This window comes from Pseudomonas sp. St29, assembly GCF_001547915.1.
In the GTDB taxonomy this organism is placed as follows: domain Bacteria; phylum Pseudomonadota; class Gammaproteobacteria; order Pseudomonadales; family Pseudomonadaceae; genus Aquipseudomonas.
Window position 1 is genome coordinate 392,271 of sequence record NZ_AP014628.1, and the last position, 15,724, is coordinate 407,994.

15 protein-coding genes and 1 tRNA gene are annotated in these 15,724 nt (G+C 62.9%); 8 read left to right on the forward strand and 8 right to left on the reverse strand.

The window, feature by feature from the left end; genetic code table 11:
* Positions 1 to 127 precede the first annotated feature (127 nt).
* Positions 128 to 406, forward strand: a complete 279-nt coding sequence (locus PST29_RS01775) for a hypothetical protein (protein WP_060842215.1) — start codon at positions 128 to 130, stop codon at positions 404 to 406.
* Positions 407 to 479: 73 nt separating this feature from the next.
* On the opposite strand, the gene PST29_RS01780 is transcribed toward PST29_RS01775, so the two are convergent.
* The 5 genes from PST29_RS01780 to PST29_RS01800 all read right to left on the reverse strand — a co-directional run bounded on the left by PST29_RS01780 (position 480) and on the right by PST29_RS01800 (position 5,695).
* Positions 480 to 1,634, reverse strand: coding sequence for a Fic family protein (locus PST29_RS01780; protein ID WP_060842216.1), 1,155 nt, complete (start codon positions 1,632 to 1,634; stop codon positions 480 to 482).
* A gap of 321 nt (positions 1,635 to 1,955) precedes the next feature.
* Positions 1,956 to 2,031, reverse strand: a tRNA-Phe gene (locus PST29_RS01785).
* A gap of 105 nt (positions 2,032 to 2,136) precedes the next feature.
* Entirely contained in the window at positions 2,137 to 2,409 is a 273-nt protein-coding gene (locus PST29_RS01790; protein WP_047301095.1) for an oxidative damage protection protein, read from the reverse strand.
* Complete coding sequence (gene mutY / locus PST29_RS01795; protein ID WP_047301098.1) at positions 2,406 to 3,473, reverse strand: A/G-specific adenine glycosylase; 1,068 nt, start codon at positions 3,471 to 3,473, stop codon at positions 2,406 to 2,408. The genes PST29_RS01790 and mutY overlap by 4 nt, the downstream gene beginning before the upstream one ends.
* Positions 3,470 to 5,695: an AsmA family protein gene (locus tag PST29_RS01800; protein ID WP_060842217.1), complete on the reverse strand. Its 2,226-nt coding sequence runs from the start codon at positions 5,693 to 5,695 to the stop codon at positions 3,470 to 3,472. The genes mutY and PST29_RS01800 overlap by 4 nt, the downstream gene beginning before the upstream one ends.
* Before the next feature lie 342 nt (positions 5,696 to 6,037).
* On the opposite strand from PST29_RS01800, the gene PST29_RS01805 reads away from it, so the two are divergent.
* The 7 genes from PST29_RS01805 to PST29_RS01835 all read left to right on the forward strand — a co-directional run bounded on the left by PST29_RS01805 (position 6,038) and on the right by PST29_RS01835 (position 11,954).
* Positions 6,038 to 7,699, forward strand: a complete 1,662-nt coding sequence (locus PST29_RS01805; protein ID WP_060842218.1) for an OFA family MFS transporter — start codon at positions 6,038 to 6,040, stop codon at positions 7,697 to 7,699.
* A 236-nt stretch (positions 7,700 to 7,935) separates the two neighbouring features.
* Complete coding sequence (gene hisB / locus PST29_RS01810) at positions 7,936 to 8,529, forward strand: imidazoleglycerol-phosphate dehydratase HisB (protein WP_060842219.1); 594 nt, start codon at positions 7,936 to 7,938, stop codon at positions 8,527 to 8,529.
* The gene (gene hisH, locus PST29_RS01815) at positions 8,529 to 9,167 is read left to right on the forward strand and encodes an imidazole glycerol phosphate synthase subunit HisH (RefSeq protein WP_060842220.1); all 639 of its coding nucleotides are present in this window, start codon (positions 8,529 to 8,531) and stop codon (positions 9,165 to 9,167) included. Before hisB ends, hisH begins: the two co-directional genes overlap by 1 nt.
* Positions 9,168 to 9,431, forward strand: coding sequence for a DUF2164 domain-containing protein (locus tag PST29_RS01820; RefSeq protein WP_060837100.1), 264 nt, complete (start codon positions 9,168 to 9,170; stop codon positions 9,429 to 9,431).
* 91 nt (positions 9,432 to 9,522) lie between these two features.
* The gene (gene hisA / locus PST29_RS01825) at positions 9,523 to 10,272 is read left to right on the forward strand and encodes a 1-(5-phosphoribosyl)-5-[(5-phosphoribosylamino)methylideneamino]imidazole-4-carboxamide isomerase (RefSeq protein ID WP_060842221.1); all 750 of its coding nucleotides are present in this window, start codon (positions 9,523 to 9,525) and stop codon (positions 10,270 to 10,272) included.
* 92 nt (positions 10,273 to 10,364) lie between these two features.
* A complete protein-coding gene (hisF, locus tag PST29_RS01830) occupies positions 10,365 to 11,135 on the forward strand; it encodes an imidazole glycerol phosphate synthase subunit HisF (RefSeq protein WP_015633827.1) in 771 nt (256 codons plus the stop codon).
* Positions 11,136 to 11,198: 63 nt separating this feature from the next.
* A complete protein-coding gene (locus PST29_RS01835) occupies positions 11,199 to 11,954 on the forward strand; it encodes a substrate-binding periplasmic protein (protein WP_060842222.1) in 756 nt (251 codons plus the stop codon).
* A 78-nt stretch (positions 11,955 to 12,032) separates the two neighbouring features.
* On the opposite strand, the gene PST29_RS01840 is transcribed toward PST29_RS01835, so the two are convergent.
* From PST29_RS01840 to PST29_RS01850, 3 genes are all read right to left on the reverse strand, one after another.
* The gene (locus PST29_RS01840; protein ID WP_060837104.1) at positions 12,033 to 12,839 is read right to left on the reverse strand and encodes a divergent polysaccharide deacetylase family protein; all 807 of its coding nucleotides are present in this window, start codon (positions 12,837 to 12,839) and stop codon (positions 12,033 to 12,035) included.
* Positions 12,840 to 12,955: 116 nt separating this feature from the next.
* Positions 12,956 to 14,266: a S41 family peptidase gene (locus PST29_RS01845; RefSeq protein WP_060842223.1), complete on the reverse strand. Its 1,311-nt coding sequence runs from the start codon at positions 14,264 to 14,266 to the stop codon at positions 12,956 to 12,958.
* A 31-nt stretch (positions 14,267 to 14,297) separates the two neighbouring features.
* Positions 14,298 to 15,584, reverse strand: coding sequence for a murein hydrolase activator EnvC family protein (locus tag PST29_RS01850; protein WP_060837105.1), 1,287 nt, complete (start codon positions 15,582 to 15,584; stop codon positions 14,298 to 14,300).
* Positions 15,585 to 15,724: the final 140 nt, after the last annotated feature.

Here is a 15,724-nt window from a genome sequence, read left to right on the forward strand (position 1 = left end):
GGCGGCTGTGCGCGGGCACGCTTCGGCGTGGCCGGGTTGTGCGACCGGTCTCCTACCCCGCGTACAGCTGCCACCCAGCTTGTAGGAGAGCTTGGGGGGAGCTTCCCTAACGCACGGAGCTACATCAATGAACGGATATATCCCTCTTCAACACACGCCAGCGGACAACCCCGTCCTGCTGATCAATCCTCATGCGCCGCTGGTCGATCTTCTGGCCTGTGCCGATCAGCGCATACGCGCCCTTCACAAACTGATGAACAGCCTGTCCGGCATGACCGCGCAAACGGCTGACGCCAGCGACCTGTTCCAGATCGCCGACATCGCCTCGCTGCTGCTCGGTGATGGCGTGGCCCTGCTCGATGTGGCTCAGGGGCAGGCCCTGGAGTGGGCGAATAAGGCCTTCTGATCGGCGCAGGCGGTGCGCCAGTGCGGCCAGGGTTAGTTTGACTCTGGTCGCCCTTGGAGAGCCCGAGGGCGTGTCATGGCGCCTCAAGCGGTGCCGGTATGAACCCTTGCTCTCGAAGTGCCTTGATCATTCCTCTGATGAGGTAGCTGTTGGAGAAGCCGATGGTGTATTGCCGGGCGTTGGTGCTGATGGGCAATAGCATGCCCTGGTCCACCAGTTTCTTTATTTGATAGGTCCTTTGTCCGGCAGTCAGTTTGGGCAGTGCCTGGGCGATGTCGCTCGACTTAACAACGCCTGACTTGATCGCTGTGGTCAGTACCGTTTCTTCCGCAGCAGTGATCCATTGTCGATCCCGAGCAAAGGTAATGGTGGGAGCGAGGATGTGCCGGCTCAGGTAGCGGTAGTCGGTGAGGCGATTGACCTTTTCCAGGTCGTCCCTGATGCCCTCCAGAACATAAGTGCACCAGGTCTCCAGCCCGGCCTTGGTTCCTTGGTCCGCGGTGGCGAGCATGGCGTAGTAGCGTTCCCGATCATTGAAGAAAACGGCAGTGGGGTTGAGTACGCGGCCACCCGTATCGACGTTGAAGCCATATTTCATCAGCTGTGCATAAGTCAGGAGGCGCACCACGCGGCCATTGCCGTTGCCAAATGGGTGAATCCAGGCAAACCGGTGATGGGTCAAGGCCACTTTCATCAGGTCGTATTTGGGCAGGTCCTCCCGATTGACGAACTCCACCAGCTCTTGCATGTAGCTGGGCACCATCAGGGCATCAGGAGGTAGGTGAGCGGCCTGAGCAATCTGTACGGCGCCCTGGCGATACGCTCCAGGCGTCTTGTCGCCCTCTCGGCCCAGGTCCTGGACGGTCATCGCGTGCAGCTCTCTGATGATGAGGTCGGTGATTGGTGTTCCCGGGCCAATGGTTTGCTCGATGTAGTCCATGGCTTTTTCGATGTTCGCCACTTCGCGTAGCTGGTCCGTGTCCTCGGCTGTGCCTTCCACCTTGCTCTCGATGTAGTCGGCAAGCGTGGTGTGGTTGCCCTCGATGCGCGCCGAACCCAGGCTTTCCAGGATGTGGAAGATTGTTTTCAGCTGATAGAAGACCGCAGGAGGCGTATCGCCTTCCAAGCGCAAGCGCCGAAGGTGCTCAAGCTCGCTCAGCACGTCCACCAGAGGGGAGTCGAAGGATGGGTTTAGCAGCTCAAGGTCTTGATGGAGGAATGCAGGCATTGTGCAAACATCTCGAAGGCCGGAAAAATTATCTATGATTTTCTTGCTGTAGGCCCTGTTCTATATGGGTTCTGCTCGAATATCAAAAGATGATTATCTCTAAATGGTTCTTCACTTAAGTGAACACTTGAGAAAAGCCGAGGCGTGATGCGCTGTGTGGGTGGCGCGATGATCGCGCAGCGGTTGGGTTGTGCAGGAAAGAAAGCCGGGGTGTCGAGCGGGGAGGAAGGGAAGGGCTGAATGGCAGGCAACAAAAAACCCGCACTAGGCGGGTTTTCTGGTTGCTTTCACGTGATGCAAACACCACCTGAAAGCTGAAGGTGGTGCCCAGAGACGGAATCGAACCGCCGACACGGGGATTTTCAATCCCCTGCTCTACCGACTGAGCTATCTGGGCAACGGGGCGCATTAAACGGGTTTTTCAGGGGGGCGTCAAGCAAGTTTTGAAAAAAAGTTTAATTATTACCGCCGCTTACGTTCCGCCCCCGATTTTGTGCGGGTTTTACTCAGCCGGCGGCACGTAGCCTTCGGCCTTGGCGTATTCCTCGCCGGAGAAAAATTTGTCCATCTCGCCCTGCAGATATTTGCGGTCTTCGGCATTCATCATGTTCAGGCGCTTTTCGTTGATCAGCAGGGTCTGGTGTTTCTGCCAGTCAGCCCAGGCCTTGGCCGAGACGTGTTCGAAAATATCCTGGCCTTTGGCGCCCGGGTACGGGGGGCGTTCCAGGCCCGGCAGTTCTTCCTGGTATTTGCGGCACATTACGGTGCGGGTCATGACGACTCTCCTGCATTCAAGACTTCGGCCGCGCGTTTGAGCAGTGTCTTCACCGGGGCGGCAAGGCCCAGGCGCGGCGGGGTGGCGAGGTTATACCAGAGCCAATCGGCCTCGGCGACGTGCAGGGCCGACTCTTCGACCCGGATCAGCCAGGGCTCGATGGCCAGTTGGAAGTGACTGAAGGTGTGGACCAGCTCCGGCATCTGCTGTTGCTGGCCCAGTTCCAGGGCGTGCTGCGAGGCCAGGTGCGGAATGTCGTCCAGGCCGTCCAGTTCCGGCAGGCTCCACAAGCCGCCCCAGAGGCCGCTGGAGGGCCGCCGGTAAAGCAGGATGGCGCCTTCGCGGTTGGCCAGCAACGGCATCAGGGTGCGCTTCTGTGGCACCTCCTTGCGCGGCTTGGGAATCGGGTAGCGGGTTTCCAGGCCAAGCATGTGGGCTTCGCAGCCGCGCTCCAGGGGGCACAGCAGGCAACTGGGCTTGCTGCGGGTACATAGGGTCGCCCCCAGGTCCATCATCGCCTGGGTGTAGTGGTTGACCCGGCTGTGGGGCGTGAAGCGCTCCGCAGTGGCCCACAACTGCTTGGCCACCTTGGGTTCTCCCGGGTAGCCCTCCTGGGCGGTGAAGCGTGCCAGCACCCGCTTGACGTTGCCGTCGAGGATCGGCGCCCGCAGGCCCATGCTGATGCTGGCGATGGCGCCGGCGGTGGACAGGCCGATGCCCGGCAGCTCGGTGAGTTTTTCCACGTCCCGGGGAAACTCGCCGCCGTACTCGGCCATGACGATCTTCGCGGTCTTTTGCAGATTGCGCGCCCGGGTGTAGTAGCCCAGGCCGGTCCACAGGTGCAGCACTTCGTCTTCCGGGGCCTCGGCCAGGGCCTGCACCGTGGGTAGCGAGGCCATGAAGCGGTCGAAGTAGTTGAGCACGGTGCTGACCTGGGTCTGTTGCAGCATGATCTCCGACACCCACACTCGATACGGGTTGATGTCCTGCTGCCAGGGCAGGTCATGACGGCCGTGGCGGTCGTACCAGTCCAGCACCGCCGGTGCAAAGGCCTCGGCTCTCATCGTTTGAACAGCCCCTTGAGCGCGTTTTTCAGTTCCGGGCTGACCTTGTCACCCAGCTTTTCGTCGATTTTCTGCTGCAGCCGGTCACCGGCCAGCTTGGCCGCGACCTGGCCCAGGCCGTCCTTGTCCAGACGGCAGGCCTTGGCCCCCAGCTCCAGCGGCCCGCGGCAGCGCAGCGGCAGTTCAACGCCGGTGAAGCGTTCACCCACCTGGCAGGCCGGGTCCGGGTTATCGCTGAGGTCGCCCTCGACGACGATGCCGACCCGGTAGTCCATGCCCAGTACCCGCAGGTCGATGTCGCCATTGCCGTTGACGCTCAGGCCGGGGATGCGCACTTTCAGGTCCGGGTTGCTGGCCACGCCGTTGCGCAGCGTCAGGTTGCCCTTGAGCTCCTGGAAGGGGGTGTCCTTGCCCCGGGGCGTGCTGGTGAGGTTCTTGCGGTTGAGCACGGCGATGCCCTGGCACAACTGCTGTTCGATGTTGGCGTTGAGCAGCACGCCGTTGTTGATGACGAAACTGGCGCTGCCGTTGAGGCTGTCGATCAGCGCTTTCTGGCTGTTGCCGTTGCCGCTGAGGTTGCTGTTGAGGGTCACCAGGCCCTTGACTGGAGGCGTCTGGCCCTGGCTTTCGAGGATGCGTTCCACCGGCACCCGGTTGATCTTGGTCTGCAGGTTCAACTGCGGTGTGCTTTGGCGCACATCGAGGGTGCCGTTGGCCTCGAAGCTGCCGTTGTACAGCTCGCCGCGCAGGCTGGACAGTTTCAGCAGGCCGCCCTGGCCGCTGGCCTTGAGCGCGGCATTCTGAATCGGCAGCTTGTCCAGGGTCAGTTGGCCGAAGCTCAGGTCGGCGTCGAAGTCGAGCTTGTTCAGGCGTTCCACCGGCAGCAGTTTGTCGGTGCTCCAGGCGCCCTTGGTCGGCGAGTTGGGCAGCGGCGTGGTGCCGGCGCCGGCCATGGCGTCGGCTTCGCTGCTCTGCACTTCGGCCTTGCGCGCAGTGGCGGCACTGTTGGCTTCGGCGGACTTGGGCGGCAGGTAGCGGTCGACATTGAAGGTGTCGGCCTTGAGCTGGGCGCGCAGTGACTGCTTGTCGAAGTCCTCGATGGCCAGGCGGCCGCTGAAGGTGCTGTCGTCGAGCTTCAGGTTCAGGTCTTCCAGGGCCAGGCTGCTGGGCGTGCCTTGCAGGCGGCTGACCAGTTCGACCTTGCTCAGGCTGCCTGCGGCCATGGCCGGCAGGGTCTGGCCGATGCTGTCGACGAATTTCGCCAGGTCGAACTGGGCAATGGAAATCCCGCCACTGATCTGCGGGGTCTTGTCCAGGTCGTTGACCTTGAGTTCGCCCAGGGCCCGCAGTTGGTTGAAGGAGACCTTGAGGCCGGTCCACTGGCCGACGTTGGCGGCCTTGTCCAGCAGCAACTGGCCCTGGGCGGCGAAGGTCACGGTCTTGCCCTGCAGCGGATCGCCGGTGGCCTCGCCGGACAGGCGCATGTCTTCGAACTGATAGCGCTGCAGGGCGCGGTCGAAGCGCAGTTCGCCGTTGAGTTCGGTGCGCACGCGCACGGCGGGCTGGCTGCTGGCCAGGAACGCGGTGAGCTTGAGCGGCGTGTTGGTAGCTTCGTGTATCGGCCCGGTGCTCAGTTGGATGCTTTCGGCGGTGAACTGCTTGCCGGTCTGTTCATCGTTGTACTCAACCCGGGCGTTGTTCACGGTCAGGCTGTCGATGTCCAGGCGGATCGGCTGTGACGACTTGTCCGGGGCGCCGCCGGGCGGGCTCGCTTCGCCGGTGCTGGTGGCCGGGGTTTCGGCCTGCTTGTCGGTCGGGGCGGCCTTGCCGATGTCCTGCCAGTTGCCGTGGCCTTCCTTGTTGCGGTTCAGGCGCAGGTTCAGGCCTTCGACTCGCACATCGCTCATCTGCACTTCGCGGCGCAGCAGCGGCAGGACTCGCACCGACAGGCCGAGCATTTGCAGGTCGGCGAAAGGCTGGGTCGGATTGGCCAGGGTGGCCACGCCCGCGTCATGCAATTCCAGGCCAAGCCAGGGGAACAGGCTCCAGCCGATGTCGCCATTGAGCGTCAGCTCGATGTGGGCCTTGTCGCGGGCTATCTGGCGAATCTCTTCTTTGTAGTCGTTGGGATCAAACAGGTGGGTCAGGGCAAAGCCGAGAGCCACGATGATCAGCAACAGCCCGAGAATTACCAGACCCAGGATTTTGCCGAACGCTTTCATGGGCGAGTCCTTGTATGTCGAATTCAAAATTTAGCGAGGGAGTATAACGCTCTGAACCTGACGGCTGGTCACCCATTGCAGTTAGAGGTTTTTTCGTTTTGGCGGGGCTCTTTTGGCCACTGGCCAGGCTTGCGGCCAATACAGTTGCCGGAAAAAAGGTGGGGGCAGTTTGGTTTTTTAGTTTGTCGCAAATGGTAACCTCTCGCGGTTCGTCCGTCCTTCCGCGACTTAATGTCGCGCCTGCCAAAAGGAAGCTTTACTCATAAAACGACCGTGCCCATGGGCCAAGGTCGTCGCAGAGGAGTGGCCGATGAACAATTCTAATAATTGGGGGAAACAACCATGAGCTCCAGCATCGCGTCCGCCAGTTCGGGCGCTCAGCCAGCGTTCTTGTCCAAGGAACGCATCATTGCCAAGCCCGGTTTCAACCGTTGGCTGGTTCCGCCGGCCGCTTTGGCCATTCACCTGTGCATCGGCATGGCCTACGGCTTCTCGGTGTTCTGGCTGCCGCTGTCCAAGGCGCTGGGCATCAGCGCGCCGGTGGCGTGCGCACCGGACATGGGCTTCATCGCGCAGATCTTCTCGTCCCAGTGCGACTGGCCGATCTCCATGCTCGGCTGGATCTACACCCTGTTCTTCATCTTCCTCGGCTGTTCGGCGGCGATCTGGGGTGGCTGGCTGGAACACGCCGGGCCGCGCAAGGCCGGTGTGGTTTCGGCGCTGTGCTGGTGCGGCGGCCTGCTGATCTCGGCCCTGGGGGTCTATACCCACCAGATCTGGCTGATGTGGATCGGCTCCGGGGTCATCGGCGGCATCGGTCTGGGCCTGGGCTACATCTCCCCGGTATCGACCCTGATCAAGTGGTTCCCGGACAAGCGCGGCATGGCCACCGGCATGGCGATCATGGGCTTCGGCGGCGGTGCCATGGTGGGCGCGCCCCTGGCGGCGGCGTTGATGAGCCACTTCGCCACCCCGACCAGCGTTGGCGTGTGGCAGAGCTTCCTGGTGATGGCCGCGATCTACTTCGTGTTCATGATCGGCGGCGCCCTGGCGTACCGGGTCCCGCCTACCGGCTGGAAGCCTGAAGGCTGGACGGCACCGGCGAAGAAAGCCGCCAACTCGATGATCACCCACCGCCATGTGCACGTGAACGTGGCCTGGAAGACCCCGCAGTTCCGCCTGGTCTGGCTGGTGCTGTGCCTCAACGTCTCGGCCGGTATCGGCATTCTCGGCATGGCTTCGCCGCTGCTGCAGGAAGTGTTCGCCGGCAAGCTGCTGGGCAACGGCCTGACCTTCAGCCAGCTGGATGCCGGGCAACTGGCGCAGATCGCCGCCATCGCGGCCGGCTTCACCGGTCTGTTGAGCCTGTTCAACATCGGCGGGCGGTTCTTCTGGGCGTCGTTCTCCGACTACCTGGGACGCAAGAACACCTACTTCGTGTTCTTCGCCCTGGGCTTTGCCCTGTACGCGCTGATTCCGAACCTCGGCCACCTGGGCAACATCGCCCTGTTCGTGGCGGCGTTCTGCATCATCCTGTCGATGTACGGCGGCGGTTTCGCCACGGTGCCGGCCTACCTGGCCGACCTGTTCGGCACGCAGATGGTGGGGGCGATCCACGGTCGCCTGCTGACCGCCTGGGCGGCGGCGGGGGTGCTGGGCCCGGTGCTGGTGAACTACCTGCGCGAGTACCAGCTGAGCATCGGCGTCGAACGCGCCGCGGCGTATGACATCACCCTGTACATCCTCGCCGGCCTGCTGGTGCTGGGCTTCCTGTGCAACCTGCTGGTGCGCCCGGTGGCCGACAAGTACTTCATGACCGACGAGCAACTGGCGGCCGAGCAGGCCCTGGGCCACGACAAGGGCGCCGACAGCAGCGTCGTGCTGGAGTGGAAAGCGTCATCCGCCAGCCTGCCGCTGGTGATCGCCGCCTGGCTGGCAGTGGGCATTCCGCTGGCGTGGGGCGTGTGGGTCACCCTGCAGAAAACGGCGGTGCTGTTCAATTAAGGGCTTTGCCGGCAGCCCGGCTCCTGCGTAGGGGCCGGGCTGCCGGCGAATCCGGCGTCTGGGTCGGCAAGCCCCGGCGCCTTCACCGGCAAGCCATTTCCTGAAGTTGTCATGACAGGTACAGCCCGTATTCATTGGCTGGCGCCCGTCAGGATATTGTCCTGCGTGTTTCTGTTTGGCCGCCGTCGGGCCTATACTATTCGCCTTTTTCGCCCAATGATTTTGCGGAGCTGGTGATGGCCGAACGTAAGGCATCTGTCGAGCGCGACACTCTGGAAACCCAGATCAAAGCCTCGATCAACCTGGATGGCACCGGAGAGGCCCGATTCGATATCGGCGTGCCCTTCCTTGAGCACATGCTGGACCAGATCGCCCGGCACGGGCTGATCGACCTGGACATCGAAAGCAAGGGCGACCTGCATATCGACGACCACCACACCGTGGAGGATGTCGGTATCACCCTCGGCCAGGCGTTCAGCAAGGCCATCGGCGACAAGAAGGGCATCCGTCGCTACGGCCACGCCTATGTGCCGCTGGATGAAGCCCTGTCCCGCGTGGTGATCGACTTCTCCGGCCGTCCCGGCCTGCAGATGCACGTACCCTTCACCCGCGCCACCGTCGGCGGTTTCGACGTTGACCTGTTCCAGGAATTCTTCCAGGGCTTCGTCAACCACGCCAACGTGACCCTGCACATCGACACCCTGCGCGGCACCAACACCCACCACCAGATCGAGACCGTGTTCAAGGCCTTCGGCCGTGCACTGCGCATGGCAGTGGAGCTGGACGAGCGCATGGCCGGCCAGATGCCCTCCACCAAGGGCGTGCTGTAATGCAGACCGTCGCCGTTATCGACTACGGCATGGGCAACCTGCACTCGGTGGCCAAGGCCCTGGAGCACGTGGGCGCCGGCAAGGTACTGATCACCAGCGATGCCGGCGTGATTCGCGAAGCCGACCGGGTGGTGTTTCCCGGTGTGGGCGCGATTCGCGACTGCATGGCCGAGATCCGTCGCCTGGGCTTCGACGCCCTGGTGCGTGAAGTCAGCCAGGATCGTCCGTTCCTCGGGATCTGCGTGGGCATGCAAGCCTTGCTCGACCACAGCGAAGAGAACGAGGGCGTCGACTGCATCGGCCTGTTTCCCGGCCAGGTGAAGTTCTTCGGCAAGGGCCTGATCGAGGACGGCGAGCACCTGAAGGTGCCGCACATGGGCTGGAACGAAGTGAAGCAGGCGGTGGACCATCCGCTGTGGCACAGCATTCCGGACCGGGCGCGCTTCTACTTCGTGCACAGCTACTACATCAACGCCGGCAACGCGCGGCAGGTGGTGGGCAGCGGTCATTACGGGGTGGATTTCGCCGCGGCGCTGGCCGATGGCTCGCGTTTCGCCGTGCAGTTCCACCCGGAGAAGAGCCATACCCACGGCCTGCAGTTGCTGCAGAATTTCGCCGCCTGGGACGGTCGCTGGTAAATGGCGATCAAGAAATCCAAGCCGCCGATCCTGAGCCTCACTGCCGAACAGGAGAGTGAGGCGACGCACAAGATCAAGCGCTTCATGGCCGAGCGCTTCGAGCTCGACCTGGGCTCGTTCGAGGCGGCGGAGATTCTTGAACTCTTTACCCGGGAAATTGCTCCGCACTATTACAACCGGGCGATTTTCGATGTGCAGACCCACCTCAAAGAGCGGTTTGAAAGCATCGAAAGCGACCTATGGGCATTAGAGAAGAGCAGCTGAAAGCTCCAAGCTTCGAGCTGCAAGAACAACAGACACGCATGCTTGCAGCTTGTGGCTTGCAGCTTGCAGCTCTTTTGACGAAGGAAAAAGCATGCTGATTATTCCCGCTATCGATCTCAAGGACGGCGCCTGTGTGCGTCTGCGCCAGGGCCGCATGGAAGATTCCACGGTGTTCTCCGATGACCCGGTGAGCATGGCCGCCAAGTGGGTTGAAGGGGGTTGCCGTCGTCTGCATCTGGTGGACCTCAACGGCGCCTTCGAAGGCCAGCCGGTCAACGGCGAGGTGGTCACCGCGATCGCCAAGCGCTACCCGAACCTGCCGATCCAGATCGGCGGTGGTATCCGTTCCCTGGAAACCATCGAGCATTACGTCAAGGCCGGCGTGAGCTACGTGATCATCGGCACCAAGGCGGTCAAGGAGCCGGAGTTCGTTGCCGAGGCCTGCCGCGCGTTCCCGGGCAAGGTCATCGTCGGCCTGGACGCCAAGGACGGTTTCGTCGCCACCGACGGCTGGGCTGAAGTCAGCAGCGTGCAGGTGATCGACCTGGCCAAGCGCTTCGAAGCCGACGGCGTGTCCGCCATCGTTTATACCGACATCGCCAAAGACGGCATGATGCAGGGCTGCAATGTGCCGTTCACTGCGGCCCTGGCGGCGGCCACCAAAATTCCGGTGATCGCCTCCGGCGGCATCCACAACCTGGGCGACATCAAGGCCCTGCTGGGTGCCAAGGCGCCGGGAATCATCGGCGCCATTACCGGCCGCGCCATTTATGAGGGCACGCTGGATGTGGCAGAAGCCCAGGCCTTTTGTGATGGCTACGCGGCCAGCTGCAAGTCATAAGCGGCAAGCGGCCTGTCAACGCCCGACCGCGATCGGCTCTGACTTGCCGCTTGTAGCCCGCAGCTTGCAACTCTTCATCGGAGATTAAGCCCATGGCCTTAGCCAAACGCATCATCCCTTGCCTGGACGTGGACAACGGCCGGGTGGTCAAGGGCGTCAAGTTCGAGAACATCCGCGACGCCGGCGACCCGGTGGAAATCGCCCGTCGCTACGATGAGCAGGGTGCCGACGAAATCACCTTCCTCGACATCACCGCTAGCGTCGATGGTCGTGATACCACCTTGCATACCGTCGAGCGCATGGCCAGCCAGGTGTTCATCCCGCTGACCGTGGGCGGTGGCGTGCGCACCGTGCAGGACATCCGCAACCTGCTCAATGCCGGCGCGGACAAGGTTTCGATCAACACCGCGGCGGTGTTCAACCCCGAGTTTGTCGGTGAAGCGGCGCAGCATTTCGGCTCGCAATGCATCGTGGTCGCCATCGACGCGAAGAAGGTCTCCGGCCCGGGCGAAACCCCGCGCTGGGAAATCTTCACCCATGGCGGGCGCAAGCCCACCGGTCTGGACGCGGTGGAGTGGGCGAAGAAGATGGAAGGCCTGGGCGCCGGCGAGATCCTGCTCACCAGCATGGATCAGGACGGCATGAAAAACGGCTTTGACCTGGGCGTGACCCGGGCCATCAGCGATGCCCTGGGAATCCCGGTCATCGCCTCCGGCGGCGTCGGCAACCTCCAGCATCTGGCCGACGGCATCATCGAAGGCCACGCCAGCGCGGTGCTGGCGGCGAGCATTTTCCACTTCGGCGAATACACGGTTCCCGAGGCCAAGGCCTACATGGCGCAGCGCGGGATCGTGGTGCGATAGCCACTGGACAGCATGGCGTGCTCGCGGCACTCTTGAGCACGCCATGGATTCTGGTATCCCGTCATGTTCAAACGTCTTCTTGTGGTTGTCGCCAGCGCGACCCTGCTCCTGAGCACTCTGGCCCGCGCCGCTGAAACCGCCGACACCGCCCTGGTGCTGCTGACGGAAAACTTCCCCCCCTACAACATGGCCAAGAACGGCAAGAACTTCGCGCAAGGCGAGAACGTCGACGGCATCGCCGTGGATATCGTCCGCGAAATGTTCAAGCGCGCCGGGATCAATTACAGCCTGACCCTGCGTTTCCCCTGGGAGCGCATCTACAAGATGGCCCTGGAACAGCCGGGCTATGGCGTGTTCGTCATGGCCCGGCTGCCGGAGCGCGAGCCGCTGTTCAAGTGGGTCGGCCCCATCGGCCCGGACGACTGGATCATGCTGGCCAAGGCCGGCAGCAAGATCACCCTCGAATCCCTGGAGCAGGCGCGCAGCTACAAGATCGGTGCCTACAAGGGCGATGCCATTGCCCAGACCCTGGCCAAGCAGGGCCTGGCGCCCCAGGTGGTGCTGCGGGACCAGGACAACGCCAAAAAGCTGGTGGCGGGGCAGATCGATCTCTGGGCCACCGGCGATCCGGCGGGACGTTACCTGGCCAAGCAGGAAGGCATCACCGGCCTCAAGACCGTGCTGCGCTTCAACAGCGCCGAGCTGTACCTGGCCCTGAACAAGGACGTGTCCGATGACGTGGTGGCCAAGCTCCAGGCAGCCCTGGACGCGATGCGTGAAGAGGGGCTGGTGGAGGAAATCATGGGGCGTTATCTCTAGAAGCAGCCGCAAGCCGCAAGCTACAAGTCACAGCAGGTCGGCGGCGCTTTGGCTTGCAGCTTGAGGCCTGCCGCTGCCCTATCTGTACTTGCCGTTCTTGCCGTGCCCGGCCATGGCTTCGTTGCTGCGCAGGCTGATCATCGACTTGATATCGATCCACTCGATGCCCTGGGCCTTGAGCGTGGGCAGTTCGCGTTCGAGTACGGCCAGGGTCTGTGGATAAGGGTGGCCGATCATCACCGCCGAGCCCTGTTTGCGCGCCAGTTTGATGGCTGTCTGCAACTGTTGGCTGATTGCCGCCTCCGTCCGTTCGTCGTCCAGGAACACATCCCGGGAAACGCTGGCCAGACCGATCTTCTGCGCTTCGGCGGCGGCGACCGTCTGGGCGCTGGTGCGGCTGTCGACGAAGAATTTGTGGCGTCGCTGCAAGTCGGCCATCAGCCAGGCCATGGCCTGGGGCTGGGCGGTCATGCGGCTGCCCATGTGGTTGTTGATGCCGCTGGTGTAGGGCACGGCCTGGAAGGCAGCCTCCAGGCGCTTTTGCAGCTCCTCGATGGGCAGCTCGGGGTGCCAGGCGAAGGGGCCGGTGGCCGGGTCCATGGGCATGTGCAGGATGACGATCTTGCCGGCCCGGTGAGCTTCGCGGGCGAACTCGGCGGCGTGGGGCGTGTCGGGCATGATCGCCGTGGTCACCGGGCCGGGCAGGGCCAGCACGCGGCGGTCGCGGGGCAGGTTCTGCCCGAGGTCGTCGATGATCAGGCTCAGGTAGGCCTTGGGTGCCGCAGGTGCCGGTTCGGCAGCGTGGGTCGCAGCAGTGAAGAAGCACAGCAGGGCCAGCAGCGGGGCCCAGAGCGGGCGGAACAGGGATGGGCGGTGGGAAATCATGGGGGGCGGGATCAAGCCTTATAGGGGAATGGGCGCCCTGGCGGGCGCTTCGCTGGCGAGCCAGCTCCTACACAAGCCGGCTCCTGTAGGAGCCGGCTTGCCGGCGAAGGGTTCAATCACTTGCCGCGGGTGATGCTCAGCCCCTTGAGCAGGCTCAGGGCCTGGGCCAGCTGGTAGTCGTCATCCTGTGGCATCGGTTTGGCCTTGCTGGCCGAACCGCTCGGCTTGTCGGCACCGCCGTTGCCATTGCCCAGGTGACCCTGCAGGTCGGCTTCCTTGAAGTACTCGCCGTCCTGGGCCTCGCTGGTGATCTTGGCGCGGCGCACTTCGATGTCCGGAACGATGCCCTGGGCCTGGATCGAGCGGCCGTTGGGGGTGAAGTACAGCGCGGTGGTGATCTTCAGCGCGCGGTCGTTGTTCAGCGGCAGCACGGTCTGCACCGAGCCCTTGCCGAAGCTGGTGGTGCCCATCAGCACCGCGCGTTTCTGGTCCTGCAGGGCGCCGGCGACGATTTCCGAAGCCGAGGCGCTGCCGCCGTTGATCAGCACCACCATCGGCACGGCTTCGCTTTCGTCCTTGCCGGTGGCAGAGAAGCGCAGCTCGGAGTTGGCGATGCGACCCTTGGTGTAGACGATCAGGCCCTTGGTGATGAAGTGGTCGACCACTTCCACCGCGGCCTGCAGCACGCCGCCCGGGTTGTTGCGCAGGTCGAGGATGATGCCGTTGAGCTTCTTGCCGTTGTCCTTGCGCAGCTTGGCCAGGGCCTTGGAGACTTCCTCGCCGGTCTTGACCTGGAACTGGGTGATGCGGATGTAGCCGTAGCCCGACTCCAGCAACTGGCTCTTCACGCTCTTCACCTGGATGGTGGCGCGGGCCAGGGTCACGTCGAACGGCGTACCGCCGTCGCGCACCAGGGTCAGGGTGATTTTCTGGCCGATCTTGCCGCGCATCTTGTCCACGGCTTCGGTCATGGTCTGGCCACGGGTCGGCTGACCGTTGATCTTGACGATCAGGTCGCCGGCCTGGATCCCGGCCTTGGACGCTGGCGTGTCGTCGATCGGCGAGACCACTTTGATAAAGCCGTCTTCGGCGCCCACTTCGATGCCCAGGCCGCCGAATTCGCCGCTGGTGCTTTCCTGCAGTTCGGCGAAGTCTTCCGGGCCCAGGTAGGCCGAGTGCGGGTCGAGGTTGCTGAGCATGCCCTTGATGGCATTCTCCAGCAGGGTCTTGTCATCCACGGGTTCGACATAGGCCGCCTTGATCCGGTCCATGACCTCGGCAAAGGTGCGCAGTTCTTCCAGCGGCAAAGGTGCCTTGGTGGTCGCGGCGGTCGCTGATTGAGCGGTTTCGGCGGCAAACGCCAGAGGCGCTCCGATCACCAGGGCGATCGTCAGGGCCAGCGAGGTAAGGCGGGACAAATGCAGCATGTCGAACGAACTCCTAATTTAGATGCAGCGCTTATCCTTGCGCGTGGCACCACTGTGCCGGGTCGCTGGGGCGGCCCTGCTGACGAATTGCAAAGTACAGCGCAGGAGTGTCCTGTCCGCCACTATTACCCACGGTGGAGATGGACTCTCCGGCCTTGACCACATCACCGGCTTCCTTGAGCAGGGTCTGGTTGTGCCCGTAGAGACTCAGGTAGCCGTTGCCATGGTCGAGGATCACCAGCAGCCCGGCGCCGCGCAGCCAGTCGGCGAACACCACCCGGCCACCATGCACGGCGTGTACCTGGCTGCCGGCGGCGGCGCTGATCATCACCCCGTCCCACTTGGAACGGGAGTCATCGCCACGGGTTTCACCAAAGCGTGCCAGCAATCGACCATCAACCGGCCATGGAAGTTTTCCCCGGGCGGCGGCAAATGCACCGCCGAAGGAAGGGCCGGCGCTGGAAACCAAGGCGCCCGGGCTTGATCTGACGGGCTTGCGCGGGGCATCGCTGGCGTCGGCCTGGGCTTCACGTAAACGCTTTTTTTCGGCTTCCTGCTGGGCGATCAGCGCTTTCTGGCGCGCTTCTTCTGCCTCGCGGGCCTGGCGGGCCAGGGTTTCTTCAATGGTCTTGAGCACCTTGGCCAGGTCGGCCTGGTCCTGCTCGCGGGCCTTGAGCTTGTCGTCCCGGGCCTTCACGTCGTCGTTGAGCTTGGCCAGGGCCAGTTGCCGCTCCTTGCGGACCTTGTCGAGTTCTTCACGCTGGGTGTCGAGGCTGCTCTTCTGCACCAGCAACTGGGCCTGTTGCAGGGAGATGTCCTTTTCCACATTGGCCAGCTGGCGCAGGGTCTCGTTGAAACTCTTCAACTGCTCCAGGCGCGCCTGGCTCAGGTAGTCGTAGTAGGTCAGGGTACGGGCGAATTTTTCCGGATTCTGCTGGTTGAGCAGCAGCTTGAGGTATTCCTGGCGCCCGTTCTGGTAGGCGGCGCGGGCCTGGATGGCGATCAGTCGCTGCTGTTCAGTGCGCGCGCTCTGGAGTTTTTTTTTCTCCTCATCGAGTCGCTGCAGCTCGGCTTCGCTTTTCTTCAGCTCTTTCTGCAGGGCTTCGACCTGCTTTTCCAGCTTGCCCATCTCGGTTTCGGTGCCGCGCAGTTCTTTCTGCACCCCGGATTTTTCTTCCTGCAGCTTGCCCAGCAGTTTCTTCAGCTCGGCAATGTCCTGACGCGTGGCGTCCAACTGTTGTTGGGTTTGCGCGCGCTCGTCGGCAAAAGCCGGTTGGAGCAGGCAGATCAGAGCAAGGGCAATCAGGGCGCGAAGCATAGAGGCGGGCGACACCAGGGAAAGGGACGGCCTAGTATGCCCGCCCATCGCGGCAAAAAAAACGCCTCAAAGCCAACTGCTTTGCGGCGTTCGTCATAAAAAGCCCTTTCCGGGCGGTTATTGGGCCATTTGCTATCAGC

Excerpts from the sequence above, each read along its gene's own strand:
- PST29_RS01775 (WP_060842215.1), top strand. The coding sequence starts at position 128 with ATGAACGGATATATCCCTCTTCAACACACGCCAGCGGACAACCCCGTC.
- PST29_RS01780 (WP_060842216.1), bottom strand. The coding sequence starts at position 1,634 with ATGCCTGCATTCCTCCATCAAGACCTTGAGCTGCTAAACCCATCCTTC.
- PST29_RS01790 (WP_047301095.1), bottom strand. The coding sequence starts at position 2,409 with ATGACCCGCACCGTAATGTGCCGCAAATACCAGGAAGAACTGCCGGGC.
- mutY (WP_047301098.1), bottom strand. The coding sequence starts at position 3,473 with ATGAGAGCCGAGGCCTTTGCACCGGCGGTGCTGGACTGGTACGACCGC.
- PST29_RS01800 (WP_060842217.1), bottom strand. The coding sequence starts at position 5,695 with ATGAAAGCGTTCGGCAAAATCCTGGGTCTGGTAATTCTCGGGCTGTTG.
- PST29_RS01805 (WP_060842218.1), top strand. The coding sequence starts at position 6,038 with ATGAGCTCCAGCATCGCGTCCGCCAGTTCGGGCGCTCAGCCAGCGTTC.
- hisB (WP_060842219.1), top strand. The coding sequence starts at position 7,936 with ATGGCCGAACGTAAGGCATCTGTCGAGCGCGACACTCTGGAAACCCAG.
- hisH (WP_060842220.1), top strand. The coding sequence starts at position 8,529 with ATGCAGACCGTCGCCGTTATCGACTACGGCATGGGCAACCTGCACTCG.
- PST29_RS01820 (WP_060837100.1), top strand. The coding sequence starts at position 9,168 with ATGGCGATCAAGAAATCCAAGCCGCCGATCCTGAGCCTCACTGCCGAA.
- hisA (WP_060842221.1), top strand. The coding sequence starts at position 9,523 with ATGCTGATTATTCCCGCTATCGATCTCAAGGACGGCGCCTGTGTGCGT.
- hisF (WP_015633827.1), top strand. The coding sequence starts at position 10,365 with ATGGCCTTAGCCAAACGCATCATCCCTTGCCTGGACGTGGACAACGGC.
- PST29_RS01835 (WP_060842222.1), top strand. The coding sequence starts at position 11,199 with ATGTTCAAACGTCTTCTTGTGGTTGTCGCCAGCGCGACCCTGCTCCTG.
- PST29_RS01840 (WP_060837104.1), bottom strand. The coding sequence starts at position 12,839 with ATGATTTCCCACCGCCCATCCCTGTTCCGCCCGCTCTGGGCCCCGCTG.
- PST29_RS01845 (WP_060842223.1), bottom strand. The coding sequence starts at position 14,266 with ATGCTGCATTTGTCCCGCCTTACCTCGCTGGCCCTGACGATCGCCCTG.
- PST29_RS01850 (WP_060837105.1), bottom strand. The coding sequence starts at position 15,584 with ATGCTTCGCGCCCTGATTGCCCTTGCTCTGATCTGCCTGCTCCAACCG.